7 protein-coding genes are annotated in these 18490 nt (G+C 47.3%); 4 read left to right on the top strand and 3 right to left on the bottom strand.

Going from position 1 to position 18490, the window contains the following annotated elements:
• Positions 1-14 precede the first annotated feature (14 nt).
• The 3 genes from LZG73_RS17555 to LZG73_RS17545 all read right to left on the bottom strand — a co-directional run bounded on the left by LZG73_RS17555 (position 15) and on the right by LZG73_RS17545 (position 7786).
• Positions 15-2138, bottom strand: a complete 2124-nt coding sequence (locus tag LZG73_RS17555) for an alpha-L-fucosidase (protein WP_409014343.1) — start codon at positions 2136-2138, stop codon at positions 15-17.
• A gap of 256 nt (positions 2139-2394) precedes the next feature.
• A complete protein-coding gene (locus LZG73_RS17550; RefSeq protein ID WP_233852977.1) occupies positions 2395-3426 on the bottom strand; it encodes a YhcG family protein in 1032 nt (343 codons plus the stop codon).
• 286 nt (positions 3427-3712) lie between these two features.
• Complete coding sequence (locus LZG73_RS17545; RefSeq protein WP_233852970.1) at positions 3713-7786, bottom strand: hybrid sensor histidine kinase/response regulator transcription factor; 4074 nt, start codon at positions 7784-7786, stop codon at positions 3713-3715.
• Positions 7787-8175: 389 nt separating this feature from the next.
• Here LZG73_RS17545 and LZG73_RS17540 point away from each other — a divergent pair, with 389 nt between their 5' ends.
• The 4 genes from LZG73_RS17540 to LZG73_RS17525 all read left to right on the top strand — a co-directional run bounded on the left by LZG73_RS17540 (position 8176) and on the right by LZG73_RS17525 (position 18281).
• On the top strand, positions 8176-11415 hold the full coding sequence (locus tag LZG73_RS17540; RefSeq protein ID WP_233852961.1) for a TonB-dependent receptor: 3240 nt from the start codon (positions 8176-8178) through the stop codon (positions 11413-11415).
• Between the two features lie 7 nt (positions 11416-11422).
• Positions 11423-13237, top strand: a complete 1815-nt coding sequence (locus LZG73_RS17535; protein WP_233852959.1) for a RagB/SusD family nutrient uptake outer membrane protein — start codon at positions 11423-11425, stop codon at positions 13235-13237.
• A gap of 228 nt (positions 13238-13465) precedes the next feature.
• Positions 13466-16132 (top strand): sialate O-acetylesterase, encoded by a 2667-nt coding sequence (locus LZG73_RS17530; protein ID WP_233852957.1) that lies wholly within the window; start codon positions 13466-13468, stop codon positions 16130-16132.
• Positions 16133-16148: 16 nt separating this feature from the next.
• Positions 16149-18281, top strand: coding sequence for an alpha-glucuronidase family glycosyl hydrolase (locus tag LZG73_RS17525; protein ID WP_233852944.1), 2133 nt, complete (start codon positions 16149-16151; stop codon positions 18279-18281).
• Positions 18282-18490 lie beyond the last annotated feature (209 nt).

Genomic DNA, 18490 nt, shown 5'->3' with positions numbered 1-18490 from the left:
CATTACATTACGAATTACTGCGTTATTATGTCAATTTCCCCATAACCAGCTTCATCGTTTCCCTGCGTATTCTGAGTCGCGCGCAATTTTACATATCGTGCTTTGACAACATTGAATTGCTTGATTTGCGTCAGCGGATTGTTTTTAATGTTTGAAAATTCGCCCTCAGTTGCCAGTTTCCAGTTTTGATTATCCGATGAAACCAAGAATTGAAAATGTGAAATGATGCCGTTGGTGCGACCTTGACCTGGCAGATATTTGAAACCCGTAAGATTTTCTTCTTTACCCAAATCAATCACCAGATCGGCAGGCAGTTTTTGATCCTTGGGCTGATACCAGGCTGTGTTTGGATTTCCGTCGATCGCTGCAGTCGACTTGTCATCGGCAATGTTGAGTAGTTTCCAGTTTTTGTGTGAAACGTCAAATTTTTCTGCCGCTTCCGGACTGCTCGCTCCTGATTTTGCATCGACCGCAATGGTGCGGATATTCAATTTTCCATCAGCCTGGATCGGGCCTTTATAACGCGTTGACTTGTTGTTTGGCTCGCTGCCATTGGTGGTGTAATAAATTTCTGATTCTTTATCGGCCGCCGCAATGTTCACAGCGCCATCCTTGTTTCGGCTAATAATCGGAGCGGTCAGAATTTGCGGTGCATTGTAAATGCCAATGTTCGAAATCACCGGAGAAGCTTTCGCGTCTGTAATAGTGAAACGAACCTGCGTTGCCTCCACGCTTGGGAAGACCAGAATGCGCTTGTAGCCGATTGTGGTTTGTTCATCCAGCAATTTCCAATCGTTGCCCACTTTTGCTTCCACTTTAAATGCTTTTACCCGCTGACCTAATGCAATGTTTTCCTGAGCCAGAAAGCGATTAAATGTGGTCGGCTTGCCGAAATCAATGGTTAGCGAAGCAGTTTTTAGGTTGTCATCCGTCGCCCAGTAAGTTTCATTATTTCCATCAACTGCTTTTTCAGGACCAAATTCTTTGGCATTGCCACGCGTGTTGGATGCGGTAACCTTTTTGTTTACAGCAAGGTCAACCGCAAATGCTTTTTTAACCGCACTGGCCAGTTCAAGCACTGCCTTTTCATCATTTTCATGGATCAATCCGCGTTTATCAACCGGGAAATTCAGCAGTAATGTGCCGTTCCTGCCAAAAGAAGCATAGTAAGTTTCCAGCAATCGAGGCAATGTTTTCACTTTGCTATCTTCATATTCATGGTAAAACCAACCCGGACGAATGGAAGTGTTCACTTCTCCCGGCACCCACGAATCGCCGTTTTCAACCCCATGGCGAAGCATTTCCCTGGGCACATCGCCGGTTGCATTCAGTAAGCTCCAATTTTTTTCACCCACATGTCCGTCTTCGGTTCCTACCCAACGCAGGTCCGCCCTTTCGCCGCCGTCGTTCCAGATAACAATGTTCGGCTGCAATTTCCGGATCAGTTGATAGGTGTTTTTCCAATCGTAATACGTGCTTGCGTCAATTTTACGGGTTTCCTTCGCGCCGCCATAATAGCCAGAACCGCCATTTGCGCCATCAAACCAGATCTCAAAAACATCGCCATAATTGGTGAGCAATTCCGTAAGCTGGTTGCGGAAATAAGTGATGTATTCCGGCTTGCCATAACCTGCATAATTACGGTCCCAGGGCGACAAATATATGCCCAGTTTAAGTCCGTATTCCTTGCAAGCCTCCGCCAGATCTTTGACAATGTCACCTTTACCACCTTTCCAATTGGAGTTTTTTACAGAGTATTCGGTGTATTTCGATGGCCACAGACAAAAGCCCGAATGATGCTTCGCCGTCAGGATAATGCCTTTCATGCCGGCCTCCTTACACACCCGCGCCCATTGACGCGCATCGAGTTTTTCAGGATTGAAAATCTTCGGATCATCCTCCCCATATCCCCATTCCTGATCTGTGAATGTGTTGGTTGAGAGGTGGATAAATGCATAATACTCCATTTGCTGCCACCTGATCTGGTTCTTCGTCGGGACCGGACCGAATGGTTTCGGTGGAGTAGGCTGGGCAAAGGAGATGTGGGACAACGCCACTATAAAAAACGCAGCTAAAAAACTGCTCAACAAATTTTTCCGGCTGTTCAACAGCGTGCTTTTGGACTTACTTTTTTTCATTATAGACTGAATGTGATTTCCTAACAAAGGCTGCATCATTGTGAATGTGCGGAGATTTATTGTCATCGCCTGCTCTCATCAATACGATGTGTCATGCGGAGAGCGCGTTTGTTGAAATGGCAATTTATATAAATCCAGTGGGAAGTTTGCTGACAATTTACGGACGTTTAATGTAGGATATTGGGCGTTGTTTGCAAAGACAAGTTTGCATCTATCGACTTAGTTGTTTGAGACGCGTAGGTCTCTAATTTAAAAACTAGCCGTTCGCTTTTGAGTTCAGTTCACTTAATACCAAAGCTTGCAAAGCTTCTTTCGGCAGCAAAAATTGATACTCAGCTACGCCTATGGGCTTGTTAATGTCCTGCAAGGCTATCTCAACATCAACATGATCTTTGTCTGCACAGAGAATCATCCCAATGGATGGATTCTCACCAGATTCCTTTTCCAGCCGGTCAAGTAAGGATAAATAGAGATTCATTTTACCGACATATTCTGCCTTGAAACTTCCAATTTTCAATTCAATTGCAACCAGCGAGCGTAGACCTCTATGGAAGAAAAGCATGTCAACAAAATATTCCTTGCCGTTGTATTCCAGTCTGTATTGATTGCCTATAAAAGTAAAACCCTTGCCCAGCTCTAAGATAAATGCTCTGATTTTTGTTATGAGCCGGTTTTCCAGCGCAAGCTCTTTGAGAGGCTCAGTGACACCGAGAAACGCAAGATTATAGCTGCTTTTGAACACTTCATTTGCGTAATCTGCATTCGTTGCAGGAAGGGTTTGATCGAAATTGTGTGTTTGGACTCGCTTTTGCGCCTGACCATAACTATCCATTTTGATGGCATTAAGCAGCAACTCTCTCGACCAACCTTTTGTCAGGGATTCATTGATATAAAACTCAACCTGAGAATCATCTTTCAATTTGTTGATTAACAATAAATTATGTCCCCAGGGCAAAACTGCGACAGCTTGTCGCAGTTTTGTGTTGGCCTCAAAATATCGCTCATAAAAGCGCTTCATATCCCACAAATTTCGCGGGGATAAACCCATATCCGGAAACTCAGTTTTCAGATCAATGGATAATTGTTTGACAACGCCGCTGCCATAACCTTCTTCTAGCTGTTTTTCAAAGAGCAATTTTCCGAGGTTCCAATAGACCGTTTGTGTGCTGCTGTTGACTTGTCTGGCAATCTGCACGCGAGCCGTTCGTATCTGGCTGATTGCCTGGTTTAATATTTCTCCATACTCAGCTTCATTTAAATGCGATAGTGCGGTTTTGTTTTTAGTCATTTTGGTTCCCGTGGTTGATGATCAGTAATCCCGTATTACTCAAAATCCCAATTTAGCTTAAAAGACGTATCGCCATATTAGCATTGAACCATCGGCAGGTTTCGTTTATTTTTCGTTTTTTTGTCAAAATCACAAACTAGAAAAGATATGTCATACGACAACAACCTTGAAATCCGTGTTCGCACTTATTTGAGCGAAATAGAAGGGTCTAAGATGAAGAAACGGCAATGTTTGGCGGGTTGGCGTTTATGATTATTGATAAAATGTGCATTAATGTGGGTGATAATCAAACGTGGGCAGTTGTCACTTCATGATGCCTCCGTTTTTTAGCCTTGTATTCTGTCGGGAGCATGTTGAATTTTGCTTTAAACGATTTTGCAAAATAATTCGGCGCTGTAAATCCAGTCATATAGGAGATCTGCGAGATACTCAAATCACTATTTTCCAGGAGTAATGCAGCTTTTTCGAGCTTGATAGAACGAATAAATTCAATGGGCGTTTGTCCGCTCATTTCCAGCACTTTGCTATACAATGTTCCCCGGCTCATGCCGACGTGTTTGCTCAGATTTTCAACACTCAACTGTGCTGTGTGCAGGTTTGCTTCAATGTAAGTCAGCATGTCCTTCAATAGTTTTTCCTGGCTCGATTCCATTTGCGGCGCCTGTCCCAAAACCTGTATCTGGCGGGAATAAACGCCTTTTAAGAGACGATTCAGCAGAATTAGGTTGTTGATCTTCGCATTCAGAATGTCGAAATTAAATGGTTTGGTCAAATAATCATTTGCACCCGAATTCAGCCCTTCGAGTTGCTGCTGCTCGCCGGTGGAGGCGGTCAGGAGAATGATCGGAATGTGCTTCGTTCGCTTGTCCGACTTGATTTTCTGGCTAAGCGCGATGCCGTCCATTTCTGGCATGGCAATGTCGCTCACAATGAGTTCCGGATGGTGGCTGAGCGTTTTTTGCCAGCCTTCCTTGCCATTGCTCGCTTCGATGACGTGGTAAAAAGGCATCAGACTTTCTTTCAAATAATGCCTGAATTCGTCATTGTCTTCAATGATCAGCACATTGGATGGATCTTCCGGATTTGGCTTTTCCAGCTTTCCAAAGCCGTTTTCGCCGTCAATGTTGGCTGGCGCTGACGCAGGTTGCTCCGTCACCAAAAGCGGTTGCGGATCGGCGATGGGCAGCTGAACGGTGAATGTGCTGCCAAGGCCCGGCTCACTGGTAACCGCAATATTTCCCTCATGCAACTGCACAAATTCCCGCACAATGGACAAGCCAATGCCGCTTCCCTGGTTTAGCACGGAACGGTCCGTTTCGCTTTGGAAAAAACGGTTAAATATTTTGTCATGATTAGCCTCAGCAATGCCAATTCCGGTGTCTGTAATGATGATTTGGAGCCAATACTTACCTTCTAAATCCGTCTGATAATCAATTTTCAAAGCCACTTCTCCGCCTTTTGGGGTGAATTTGAATGCGTTTGAAAGCAGATTGAACAAAATCCGTTCGAGTTTGTTTGCATCAAAATCCATCATCAGCTGATCAAGTGAACTCTCGATTTTAAACTGAATGCCTTTTCGGATCGAAAGATCGCTGAATTGATCGCACGTGTCTTTAATATACAAAATAATGTCTCGGCATTTGAGGTCCAGCTTGACTTCCTGCTCCTGCATATTTTTGAAATCGAGCAGCTGGTCGACGAGGTTGAGCAACCTTTTGGCATTCCGTTTAATGGCAATCACCGGCGGTTGCAATTCAGTCGATTTGGTCTTGACCAGCAAATTATCAACAGGAGCGAGGATCAGGGAAATGGGCGTCCTGAACTCGTGACTCAAATTGGTCAGAAACTTGATTTTCATCCGGTCTAATTCCTGCGCCTGCTCCACTTCCGCACGCTGTTGCTGCTCACGGAATTGCCTTTTCAGCTTCTGAATGCCGCGCCGCCGCATAATATACACGATCACAAATGGCGCCAGGAAATAGAAAATATACGCATAAATGGTCAGGTAAAATGGCGGTTTGACCACCACTGCCACCGACTTGGTTTGCGGACTCCAGTTAATGCCATCGCTACTGGCCTGCACTTCAAACACATATTCACCGGGGCTCAGATTGGTATAACTAGCCAGATTGGTCAGCCCAGTTTCGTTCCATTCCGATTGCATGCCCACCAGCCGGTGCCGGTAATGCATTTGTTTGGGGTTTGTATAATCCAAAGCAGCGTAGCCGATCGAAAAGTTTTGTTTGTAATCAAGGCTGATGGTTTTGGCCACAGAGATATCGGCATCTATAAAATTGGAATCCGCCGGCGTAATGCTCCGGTTACCAATTCGGAGATCTTTCAAAATTATAGGCGGAATGCATTTGCTGTTGGGCAAACTGCGCGTATCGACATAATTAAAACCTGCAATCCCGCCAAAAAACAGCGTATTATCCGCAGCCCGAATGCCGGAGCCCAGCACGAACGTCCGGTCCTGAATGCCGTTATAAGAAGTGTAATTGGTGAATTTTTTGTTTTTGAGATCAAAATAGCTGATTCCCTGATTCGTACTCACCCAAATCCGCCCTTGCGCATCTTCCAGGACTTTGTTGACCACATTACTTGCCAAACCTTCCTTCGCGCCATAGGAAATGAATTTTTTAGAACGCGGATCGTACAATGCCAATCCTTCCCCGGATGTGCCCGCCCAGATATTCCCTTTGCTGTCTTCCAAAAGCGAGTAAACAATGTTGCTGAGCAGGTTACTGCTTTGCCGATCGAGTAGCACGGATTTCTGCGTAACCGGATCAAAAACAGCAATCCCGGTGCCGTGCGATGCGATCCAAACTTTACCCTGCCTGTCCAGCAAAATATCCCTGATATAACCATTGAGCGGAATCACGCGCTGCGAAATAGGCGTGCCGGGATTGTAAAATCGCGTAAAACGCTTCGTAGCCGGATCAAACAAATGCACGCCACCGCCGTTGGTGCCCACCCACAACTTGCCGGACTTGTCTCTTTCCAGACAAAAAATCTCGTTATTACTCAGGCTCGAAGAATCTTTCCCACGCAAATACTGCGTGTAAGCGCCGGATTTGGGATTAAATTGAAACAAACCATCCTGAAAAGTCCCTATCCAAAGTTCGTTGCCCGAAACCAGTTCCAATGTCAGGATTGCCAGTCCGGATGCGGCATTTTTGTTTTTAGGGTTAATGGGAAATTTTTTGAAAAGATTGGTTTGGCGATTGTACAAATTCAGACCGCCGCCGTCCGTGCCCACAAACAGCTCGCCCGATGCAGTCTCGGCGAATGAAGTCACAAATGGTCCGCTCAAACCGTAAGGATCATTGACGTCAGACCGCTTTAATCCGAAAATCGCCAGGTTTTTATCATATTTATTGACCCCGCCTTTATAGGTTCCCAGCCAGCAAATGCCCTCATTATCAAACAAAATGCTCCGCACAGACTTGTTGCTTAAACTGAATTGCGTCCGCGCATCCGGGCCGTATCGCGTAATGTTGCCATCCCGCATATCCAGAATATTCAGTCCCGCATCGGTGCAGATCCAAAGGCGGCGGTCGTTTTCCAGCGCAAGCGCAAACACCATGTTCGTACTCAGCGAATGCTTGTTATCAGCTTCATACTGAATGTGTTTCAGGATCTGTCCAGCCGAATTAAACTTGAACAAGCCGCTATAAGTGCCCACCCACATATTTCCTTCGCGATCCTCCACCATGGACTTTACCGTCCGCGCGCCCGCCTCGTCGGGGATGGATTGCAGGTAATTAATGTACTCGCCGGTTTTATCAGCAGGGTCAATTTTATACAACCCATTTTTCGATCCGATCCAAATCCGCTGCTTGCTATCAATTGCCAGGCTCAGGATCAGCCCTTTTGAGATCTGATCTGGCATGTTGGGAATAGCTGAAAATGTGCTGATCTGCCGAGTTTCCGGGTCCACATTGACAAGCCCGGCCGTTGTTCCCACCCAAAGTTTCCCCCGGGCATCACTCGTAATGCTGATCACACTATGCGGGGACGGAATGCTTATGAACGAATCTTTTTTCCGGTTGTAAAGGTGCAGCCCGCCTTCGATCGTGCCCACCCAGATCCGGCCTTTGCGGTCCTGGTGCAAGCTGGTAATGTCACTCGATCGCAGCGACGTCGAATCATTTTTATTGTGCCGGTATACCAATACATCCGTTCCGTCAAACCTGTTCAGGCCGTCGTCGGTTGCGATCCACATGAGCCCATAGCGATCTTTCAGGATAGCAGTTACCGTATTCGACGACAACCCATCCATCGAAGTGATCGAGGTGAATTTTGGCTCGATGCGCTGCGCCTTAACAGCGTGATTGATCCCGGAAATGAGGACAAGCATGCACGTGAAAAGACAAAAAAAATTAATCTTCAATTGCATTTACTCAAGAGGTTTTTCTAGAATGAGCCGGTAATGCTGCCAAAACCGAAATTGACGTCTAAAACGAGAAATAAAAGCTAAAAATGCAAATTAGTCTCCGAATCGGGCACTTTTTTGGCGCATTTGAACAATTGTACCCGTAAAATAAACAAATGTGCTCACAGCCGGTTGCATCACCTCGTTACATTTGTCGACAATAAATCAAATAATATCTGGAAAAAATGATGAAACTAATTCAAAGGTCGAAGGCCGAAGTTACGCCAGAAATTACTATTGTCAAATTGACACTTCCGGGAGGGAGCGAGGCAGGTTGCGGTTCAGTCAAACACAAACATTAATCTATACAAACAATGCATGAACGTTTATTAACTAGTAACATTCTGGCCAGGATCGTCGGAATTTCTGGCCTTCCCATTCTGTTGCTGGGAAGCGTGCCGAGCGATGCGATTGCAGGCAATGCGGCCTGGGCAGATTATAGCGCCAGACACAGGTCAGCACCCGTGGCTGACATCGAAGTTTCAGGAAAAGTGACCGGGCCAGACGGCGAAGCGCTGCCGGGCGTGAGCGTGCTTGTGAAATCCACAACCAGAGGAACCAGCGCCGATCAGGATGGGAATTTCAAACTCTCTGTTCAAGATGCGAATTCGGTTCTTGTGTTTTCGCTCGTAGGATATGCTTCAAAGGAAGTTGTAGTCGGCACCCAGCAGATTATAAATGTAACACTTGCCGTCGATAACAAGACATTGGAAGAAGTCGTGGTGGTCGGTTATGGCGTGCAGCGGAAACGGGACGTGACGGGTTCGGTAGTTTCGGTCAGTGAAAGTACATTGAAAGAAGTTCCTGCGCCAAACCTGGTGAGCCAGTTAAAAGGCCGCGCGGCGGGCGTTTCCATCATTAGTAACGGAAGCACACCCGGTTCGCAGGGACAAATCAGGATCAGGGGGAACCGCACATTAACGACCAGTTCGGGTTCGAGCGATGGCTTGGATGGTCCATTGGTTGTGGTCGACGGAATTCCTTTCGGTGGTTTGAATGACATTAACCCGGACGATATTCTCAGTCTGGAAGTTTTGAAAGATGCCTCTGCAACAGCTATTTACGGTTCGCGCGGATCAGGCGGGGTGATTCTTGTAACAACCAAAAGAGGAAAAATAGGCAAGCCCGTTTTCAGCTACGATGGTTACCACGGAGAAACGCGCGTAATGGGCAAGTTCAATGTCATGAACGGAACCGAATATGCGCAATTCAAAGCCGATGCGGCTAAATACAACCGCACTGCGCCCGGGACATCAGGTTATTTGCTTACCCCAAAAGAGCAGGAAGCACTTGATAATGGTGTGTCCACGGACTGGCAAGATTTGATTTATAAGCCAGGTTTCATGTCCAATCACCAGTTAGGCATGCAGGGCGGAACTGAAAACACGCAATATTCACTCGGCTTAGGTTATTTTAATGAAACGGGCATCATTCCACACCAGGATTTTCAGCGTTTCAACATTCGCGCAACCATTGACCAGCGCATTGGAAAAAATATTAAAATTGGCCTTAACACGCTTAACACGCTGACTTACACGAACACGCCCGGCGGTGGCGGCGTTCCGGGCGGACTTGTGCGTTTGACTCCTTTGGCTTCACCTTACAATGCGGATGGTTCTGTAAATACATTCCCTTCAGAAGGTTCTATCGATGCGGCGAACGTGAGTCCGCTCACGATCATGACCAAAAAAGAATCGGCTTTGGGACGCACGCGTTCGGTGCGGACATTCAACAGTCTTTATGCGGAGGTAAATATTTTGCCTGGTTTAAAATATCGATTTAATGCAGGTCTTAATTTCAGTCAGTCCAATTTGAACAACTACAATGGCCCGCTAACATACTTCAATACAGCTACTTTGCAATCCTCATCCACGGCTGAGATCAGCAACACGGAATATTGGGATGTAAACTTGCAACATTTGCTTTATTATGATAAAACTTTTGCAGATAAACATAAATTCGGCTTCACCGCACTTTATGAATACACCAAAAACCACTCATTAGGAAGCCGCTTTACGGTGACGGGCGTGCCGGCGGATTACATCAAAACGTCGAATTTTTCGCTTGCATCGGGACAACCTGTTGCGCCTTCGGACTTTGGCAACTCGTTTTCGGAAACGGGGCTGCTATCCTACATGGGCAGGATTAATTACAGCTTCGCCGACAAATATTTGCTGACATTGACATTGCGCCGCGACGGTTCTTCTACATTGTCTCCGGGTAACCAATATTTCAATTATCCGGCAGTTGGTCTGGGATGGAATGTGGTTGAAGAAGGTTTCATGAAGTCAGCTCCTTTTATTTCGAATCTGAAATTGCGTGGCGGCTGGGGGATTTCCGGAAACCGGAATGTGGGCGCCTACTCTACATTGGGTGCATTGTCTGCCGGTTATTACAATTTCGGGACGGGAACTGCCGGACAACAACTGGCTTACACGGTCACGAGCCTTCCATCCAGCAACCTAAGCTGGCAATCGACATCGCAGCTGGACATTGGAATTGACTTTGGTTTCCTGAACAACCGCATTACCGGTTCGGTGGATTGGTATCACCAAAAAACCAAGAATATTCTGCTTTCCGTGCCGCTGCCTCCCAGCAATGGAGCCGGTTCGACTTTGAAAAATTTAGGTAAAACAGAGGGAAAAGGGGTAGAAGTTGCTGCGACATTTGAGATTGTCAGAAAACCAAAAGGCTTCAATTGGAGCATTGACGCAACTTACTTCTTCAATCGCGAGAAAATCACGCAGTTAACCACGCCGGAAGAAAAAGCCAATCTGGGCGCAGGATGGTTTGTAGGACAACCGCTTTCGGTGATTTATGATTACAAAAAACTGGGCATCTGGCAAACTGCTGACGCAGAGAACGGAACATTGGCCAAACAAACTTCACCCGTTCAATTCGCCGGACAAATCAGAGTGGAGGATTTGAACGGGGACGGAAAAATCGACGCAAATGACCGCCAGATCCTCGGCAATTTCCAGCCTAAATGGGAGGGAGGATTGACCAGCCGTTTCAGTTTCGGGAATTTTGATGCATCCATCGTCACCTATGCACGGATGGGCATGAAAGTGCTCGTGCCTTATCTGACGGGAAACTCTACTGGTTCAGGCGGTTTCGCATTCTTCAATCAAAGCCGTGTAAACCAGGTAAAGGTGGATTACTGGACGGACACCAATCCAACCAACAATTTCCCGGCCCCGGACGCCAGCGGTGCGGTCGCCAACTTCGGTTCGACATTGGGTTACTATGACGGTTCATTTATCAAATGCCGCAGCATTAACCTGGGTTACACATTCGAAAGCGATTTAATCAAAAAAGTAGGCGCTGCTTCTGCCAGGATCTATGTCAACCTAACCAACCCATTCATCATTTACTCACCATTGGTGAAGGATGATCTGGCTGTTGATCCCGAAGGAAACAGCTACGCAACTGGCCAGTCGACGCTTAACCCCCAAGGTGCCAGCGATCGCAGCGCACCGGAACGTCAGATTTCGGTAAACCTGAACTCTCCGCCGGTAAGACAATTCACTGTGGGCGTAAACCTTAAATTCTAATCCGACTATGAAATCCATAAAAACACTGATCAGCGCAGTCTTGATTGCTTCATTGAGCACAGGTTGTGAAAAAGTGCTCGAAGAACATCCGCAATCCCAGATCGTTCCATCATATTTTAACAGTCCGTCGGGAGTGCTCGGCGGAATTGCCGGGGTCTACAACGACATTCGCGGCCAATGGGGCACCGAAGGTTTTACCATTGAAATGCAGGCCGGAACGGATGAGTTCATACAAGGTGTGAATGCTGGCGGAGGAACCGCATACACTTACAATGGCATCAATAGCAGCAACTTCGGCTCAGCCTGGGGCACTGCATTTCAGGATATTAACACATTGAATGGTGTGCTGCAATACGGCGCGACCATTGACTTGCCGGAAGCCACGCGGAAGCAATATCTGGCACAAGCCAAGTTTCTGAGAGCATTCTGGTATTTCTATCTGGTGCAAACCTGGGGCGACGTGCCGCTTCATACGGAGTTCATTACGGTTCCGTCACAAGCAGCGTCTCGCCAGCCAGCAGCGGATGTTTATGAGCTCATTATCAAGGATCTGACAGAGGCAGCGGCCGATTTGCCTAATCAGCCCACGGCGCCATTTCTGGGTAAGGCTGCCACCAAGCCAGTGGCGCAGTTTCTGCTGGCCAAAGCATATTTAACCCGCGGCTGGCTGAACAACACTGCCTCCGATTTCACGCAGGCCGCAACAATTTGCGATGACATTATTGCCAAAAAATCGGATTATGCCCTCGATTTGTGGCAGGATTATGGCGATGCTTTTGTACCTGCCAATGATTATGGAAAAGAAACCATGTTCGTGAGCGACCACGTTCTGGATCCCAAATATGGTTATTATGCCGTAGGCGGGCAGGCCGGGGGAGGCGCAGCACAAAACCTGAGTCCATGGTTTACCAACTGGAATTATCCCAACAACAGCGGCATCAATTCCATCAAAAATGCGGCCGGTGTGTTTGTGAATAACGGGACTTCCGGAATGCTCCGCGATTCCTATTACGGCCGTCCGTATGTGCGGATGCGTCCGAATTCTGACAAACTGGCTTCCGGGCCGCGTGCTGGCAAGAACTATTTTCTGGATCAGGCATTCACCAACCGCAATGTGGATTCCCGTTATGCCAATTCTTTTTACACAGTTTATATTTCAAATACAGCTGTTACGAATCCTGCTGATGCGCCCAACAACCTACGGAAGATCAGTTACACCACCGTTCCGGGTGCGGACACTGCCGTCTGGCTGCCCGATTTTGAAGTGCCTGGCGCACCGCAGTTTGTTGGTAACCGGCCTTTCAAAGGCATTGTCGTGCCGCCAAGTCTTTGGAACAATGGAATTTTCCCTGCATTGAAAAAATACATGGACCCGAGCCGTGGAGCGAATTTCAATGATCCATCTACGCGTCCGGCCGTTCTATATCGCTTCTCAGATGTGTACATGACAGGTGCTGAGGCTCATTTCAAAGCAGGAAACAATGCCAAAGCAGCAGAGCTAATCAATGTAGTAAGACAGCGTGCAGCATTCCGCAAAACCAACACGACGGCCCAAAATGCAACAGCCGCAGCAGCCATGATCATCGCCGCCAAAGAAGTAACTCTGGATTTTATCCTCGATGAACGCAGCCGCGAGTTTTTTGGGGAATGGCAGCGCTGGCACGACCTTGTACGCACCCGCTCGCTCGTGCGCCGCGTGCAGGAATGGAACCAGGAAGCAGCGCCTTATGTGAAGGATTTCAATATGCTCCGCCCCATTCCACAAACGCAGATCGACCGGGTGGTGGACGGTCCCAAGTTTCCGCAAAATACGGGGTATTGATTAAGCAAAACTTTCCAGGCAGCGCGTCAATGACTTTCACAAAAAGCTACACACTTTGTGCTGTTGCGCGACTTTGAGAGGACTTTCAAAAAACTAATCGGGCCTATTGAATAGGAACGATTGGTTTTTTGCTTTTGACCGATAGTCAACTGCCGGTTCAGAACTGATCAGCAGATCGATAGAATGAATTAGTTTTCAACCGTTTTAGTCCCTTTGCTCCGCTGTTCAATGCGCTTTTTTACGTTTGTATTCTTCCTGATTTTCCTTTCCGGCGGCTTATCTGCTCAGGTTCGTTTGCCAAAGCTCATTTCCGATAACATGGTTTTACAGCGCGACAAACCCGTCACGATCTGGGGCTGGGCTTCGCCAAAAGAAAAGGTTGCCGTGACATTTAGCGGTAAAAGTCGCAGCGCGGTAACCAATGCGGATGGTAAATGGGAAGTTGAGCTGCCTGCGCAACCTGCCGGGACGGGATTTGAGCTTTTGATAAAAGGAAAAAATCAGATTAGAATCAAGAACATTGCATTTGGTGACGTGTGGCTGTGCAACGGGCAGAGCAATATGGTGATCAACATGGAGCGCGTGAAGGAGCGGTTTCCCGACGACATTGCCTCCGCTGATTATCCCGATATCCGCAATTTTTTTGTGCAAACATTAACCGACCTGAACGGTCCAAAAGACGATTTTCCAGGTGGAGCGTGGAAGGCTGCTAATCCCAAAGATGTGCTCGGTTTTGGAGCTGTTTCCTACTTTTTTGCGAAAGATTTATATGATCAATACAAAGTTCCGATCGGCATTATCAACAGCTCAGTAGGCGGCACACCCATCGAAGCGTGGATCAGTGAGGGCGGTTACAAGGATTTTGATGACATTCAAAAGATCATTGCCAGGAATAAGGACACCGCCTTTGTCCAGTCAATCAGGCCAAAACAGATAAGAGAGACAAAGCAGCCCGATGCAGCCGATTTAGGCCAGGTTGAACATTGGGAAAGTGAAGATTATCAGCCAAAAGGATGGAGGAATCTCAACATTCCGGGTTTCTGGGAAGATCAGGGTTTGAAGGATCTGGACGGCGTGGTTTGGTTTCGCAGGGAATTCGAAGTGCCGGAAAGCTGGATCGGGAAGCCGGTAAAGCTCTTTATGGGACGTATTGTGGATGCAGATCAAATGTATGTCAATGGAAAAAGCATCGGAAATGTGACTTACCAATATCCGCCCCGGCGATATGAAATTCCGGCTGGCTTGCTCAAAGCCGGGAAGAATGCATTCGTGATCAGGGTTTCCAATTCGATGGGAAAAGGTGGTTTTGTGCCGGATAAGCCTTATTTCTTGACCGCCAATGATCAGCAGATTGACCTGAAAGGAACCTGGCAGTACAAAGTTGGTCAGGTTTTTCAGTCAAATAATGTAACTGGTGACGCCGAAAGCCCATTTGTCGCTCAAAGTCAGCCCGCGGCATTATTCAATGCGATGATCGCACCCGTGCTGCCCTTCAAACTGAAAGGTTTTCTCTGGTATCAGGGTGAATCCAATGTAAATGAGCCGAAACCCTATTATGCACTTTTACCCGCGTTAATCAATGACCGTCGAAAGCTTTGGAATGACGTAAATCTTCCTTTTCTGGTGGTGCAATTGCCTAATTTTCAGGACATTGATTTCAAACCCGCCGAAAGCAATATGGCGCTGCTTCGGGAAGCACAGAACGAAGCGCTTAAATTGAAAAACACGGCCGTCACTGTGACGCTGGACTTGGGCGAATGGAATGACATTCATCCTTTGAACAAAAAAGACATTGGGAAAAGACTGGCGCTTTCGGCCAGAAATCTTGCATATAATGAGCAGGACGTGGTTTGCAGCGGCCCCCAACTGAAATCCCAAAGCAGTGCGGGCGAGAAGATCATTCTCACATTTGATCATGTGGCCGCTGGCATTCAATCGCGTGACGGGGAAGATTTGCGATGGTTTTCCATTGCGGATTATGATAAAAAATTTGTGTGGGCAAAAGCGCGGATTATAGGAAAAGATCAGGTTGAAATAACCAGTGAAACAGTCAAATCGCCCAAATATGTTCGCTATGCCTGGCAGGATAATCCGGAAGGAATCAATTTTTATAACTCTGCAAATCTCCCTGCTTCTCCATTCCGCACGGATGGCGAGCAGCTAGACCAAACCAAACCCTGGAAAGGAAAAAAATGCGCAGTAGTGCTCACCTATGACGATGCATTGAACGTGCATCTTGATAATGTGATCCCCGCACTCGATTCCCTCAGCTTGAAAGGCTCGTTTTACCTGACCGCATCCTCAGACGCAGCCCGCAACCGGATCAAAGACTGGCGTGCAGCAGCTGCCAACGGCCACGAACTGGGCAATCATACTTTGTACCATCCCTGTGATGCAACCGCGCCGGGCATGAGCTGGGTAAAGCCGGAATACGACCTCAGTAAGTACAGCCTCAGCCGGATTCAGGACGAGATCAGAATGTGTAATGCTTTTTTGAAATCAATTGACGGCCTCGACAAACGCACATTTGCATTCACCTGCGGACATAAAAAAGTAGCGGAGGGAGCGTTTATACAGACGCTAACCGATGAATTTATAGCCGCCAGAGCCGTCAGGCACGAAATGCATTCACTGAATGAACAAAAGCTGATGGACATTGACTGCTACGCAATGGCGGAGCAGTCGGGGAAGGACATGATTAAGCTCGTAAAGCAGGCACAGGAAAGCGGCAAATTGCTTGTTTTCCTCTTTCACGGTGTGGGCGGTGAACATGCACTGAATGTCTCCAACCAGGCGCACAGCGAGTTGCTACATTATTTGAAAGAAAATGAAAAGGACATTTATGTCGATACGATGCGCAATGTTGCGGAGCACATTCAAGAGGTAAAGAAATAATTTGTAAATCAACAACATGACCAGACGCTTATTCTTACTTTTTCTCGGCTTAATACTCATTGCAACAGCATCTTATGCGGCTGATCCGTCGGCCGATGAGGGAGATGACGGTTATCGGTTGTGGCTTAAATATGAGGCAGTTACCAATGCTGCAATCAAGGCTGAATATTTGAAATACACCACATTTATAGGGAATTCAGCCAAAGGCGAGATTGGGCAGAGTGCGGCACAGGAGTTGCAAACCGGGTTGAAAAAGCTTTTGGGCAAAAACATTAATGTCACAAGTTCATTTGGTGCGCGGTCAGGTGCGATTGTTTTTCGAATTGTGACCAGTTCAAATCAGATCCAGCAAGAGGAAGGTTACCAGATTACATTGTCGGGCGGCAACATTTTGATTCTCGCAAGATCAGAAAATGGCATCCTTTATGGAGTATTTGCCTTGCTGAGACACATGCAAATGCAGCGGACATTGAAAAACCTGAATGTCGCGAGCAGCCCGAAAATCCGTTACCGAATGCTGAATCACTGGGATAATCCGGACGGCACGATTGAACGTGGCTATGCGGGTGCATCGCTCTGGAAATGGTATGAGCTCCCCGAGCGCGTTGACCCGCGTTATGCCGATTACGCCCGGGCAAATGCATCTTTGGGGATCAATGGCACGGTGCTTAACAATGTGAATGCCAGTGCGCGGTTTATGTCGCAGGAATACATTGTGAAAGTGGCGGCCATCGCGAATGTGTTGCGGAAGTATGGGATCAAAACTTACTTGTCGGTGTATTTTGCAGCGCCCAAAACGTTGGGTGGATTGCCAACTTCCGATCCGCTGGACCCGCAGGTGCGTGCATGGTGGAAAGAAAAGGTTGCGCAGATTTATAAAGAAATCCCTGATTTCGGCGGATTTCTGGTAAAGGCCAATTCAGAAGGAGAGCCAGGCCCGCAGGACTACGGTCGCACGCATGCCGATGGCGCGAATATGCTTGCAGAAGCATTTGAACCCTACGATGGCATCGTTATCTGGCGTGCATTTGTATACAAAGCAGATCCCAATGCCGACCGTTTCAAGGCTGCTTACGAGGAATTTGTGCCGCTGGACGGCAAGTTTGATCCCAAGGTAATCGTGCAGGTCAAAAACGGGCCAATTGATTTCCAGCCCCGCGAGCCTTTCTCGCCATTGTTTGGAAATATGCCCAAAACGCCGCTGGGAATCGAATTTCAGATTACACAGGAATATCTGGGCTTTGCCACGCATGCCGTTTACGAGGCGCCTATTTTCAAGGAATGTCTGGATTCGGACACGTATGTCAATGGTGAGGGCTCAACGGTTGCAAAGGTCGTGGACGGAAGCATGCACGGATATGCCCGCACACTCATGGCGGGCGTGGCCAACACAGGAAACAGCAGGAACTGGACGGGACATCCGCTGGCTCAGGCCAATTGGTATGCATTCGGCAGGCTGAGCTGGGACCATCAGCTGAGTTCGGAACAAATTGCGCAGGAATGGGTTGCGCTCACATTGACCCGCAGCCAGAAAGCGAGCGGGCACATTACAAAAATGATGTTGCGCTCACGTGAGATCTACGTCGATTATAACACGCCGCTCGGACTCTCACGTCCGTGGATGGGCGTCCACTTTGCGCCCGAACCCTGGCAAAACAAAGGCTCACGTCCCGACTGGACCGCAGTATATTACCACCGCGCCGACTCCGCAGGAATCGGTTTTGACAGAACATCTTCCGGGAGCAATGCACTTGCTCAATACAGGCCGCAAGTGCAGCAAAAGTGGATTGATCCGGATAAAACATCTCTGCCTTATCTATTATGGTTTCATCACGTGCGTTGGGACAAAAACCTAAGCACCGGCAAATCACTTTGGGAAGAACTTTGTACACGCTTTTACACCGGCGCCGATTCCGTATTGTGGATGCAGCAGCAGTGGGATCTGGCAAAACCTGATCTCGATTCGGAAGTCTATGCTAATGTTGCGCAACGCCTTAAAGTCCAGCGCAGAGAAGCGATTTGGTGGCGGGATGCCTGGGTGCTTTATCTGCAATCTTTGGCGCGACAACCCATTCCGGCAGGTTTTGAGCCACCTAAGCAGACTTTGGAAGAAGTGAAGCAGTCGGTGAATGTGTATTTGATGCGGTAGGAATTAGCATAAATTTTTTCAGCAAAGTTTTTTAGTTTAATCGATTAAACTTACATTTGAAAATAAAAATAATCTTAATTGATGATTTTTTATAACATTATCTGAATACGGGGGCCGCTTACAAACATTAGTCGCTTTAATTTCTAACAAAAACTCAATTCTGCGTACAACATAGCTCTGATGTTTATCAAAGAGACATTTTATTACGC

Source organism: Dyadobacter sp. CY326, assembly GCF_021390515.1.
Lineage (GTDB): Bacteria > Bacteroidota > Bacteroidia > Cytophagales > Spirosomataceae > Dyadobacter.
This window is presented reverse-complemented; position numbering and strand designations above follow the sequence as displayed.

Bases quoted from the DNA above. Each gene is read 5' to 3' on its own strand.
- LZG73_RS17530 (WP_233852957.1), top strand. From the start codon at position 13,466: ATGCGCTTTTTTACGTTTGTATTCTTCCTGATTTTCCTTTCCGGCGGC.
- LZG73_RS17525 (WP_233852944.1), top strand. From the start codon at position 16,149: ATGACCAGACGCTTATTCTTACTTTTTCTCGGCTTAATACTCATTGCA.
- LZG73_RS17555 (WP_409014343.1), bottom strand. From the start codon at position 2,138: ATGAAAAAAAGTAAGTCCAAAAGCACGCTGTTGAACAGCCGGAAAAAT.
- LZG73_RS17545 (WP_233852970.1), bottom strand. From the start codon at position 7,786: ATGCTTGTCCTCATTTCCGGGATCAATCACGCTGTTAAGGCGCAGCGC.
- LZG73_RS17540 (WP_233852961.1), top strand. From the start codon at position 8,176: ATGCATGAACGTTTATTAACTAGTAACATTCTGGCCAGGATCGTCGGA.
- LZG73_RS17535 (WP_233852959.1), top strand. From the start codon at position 11,423: ATGAAATCCATAAAAACACTGATCAGCGCAGTCTTGATTGCTTCATTG.
- LZG73_RS17550 (WP_233852977.1), bottom strand. From the start codon at position 3,426: ATGACTAAAAACAAAACCGCACTATCGCATTTAAATGAAGCTGAGTAT.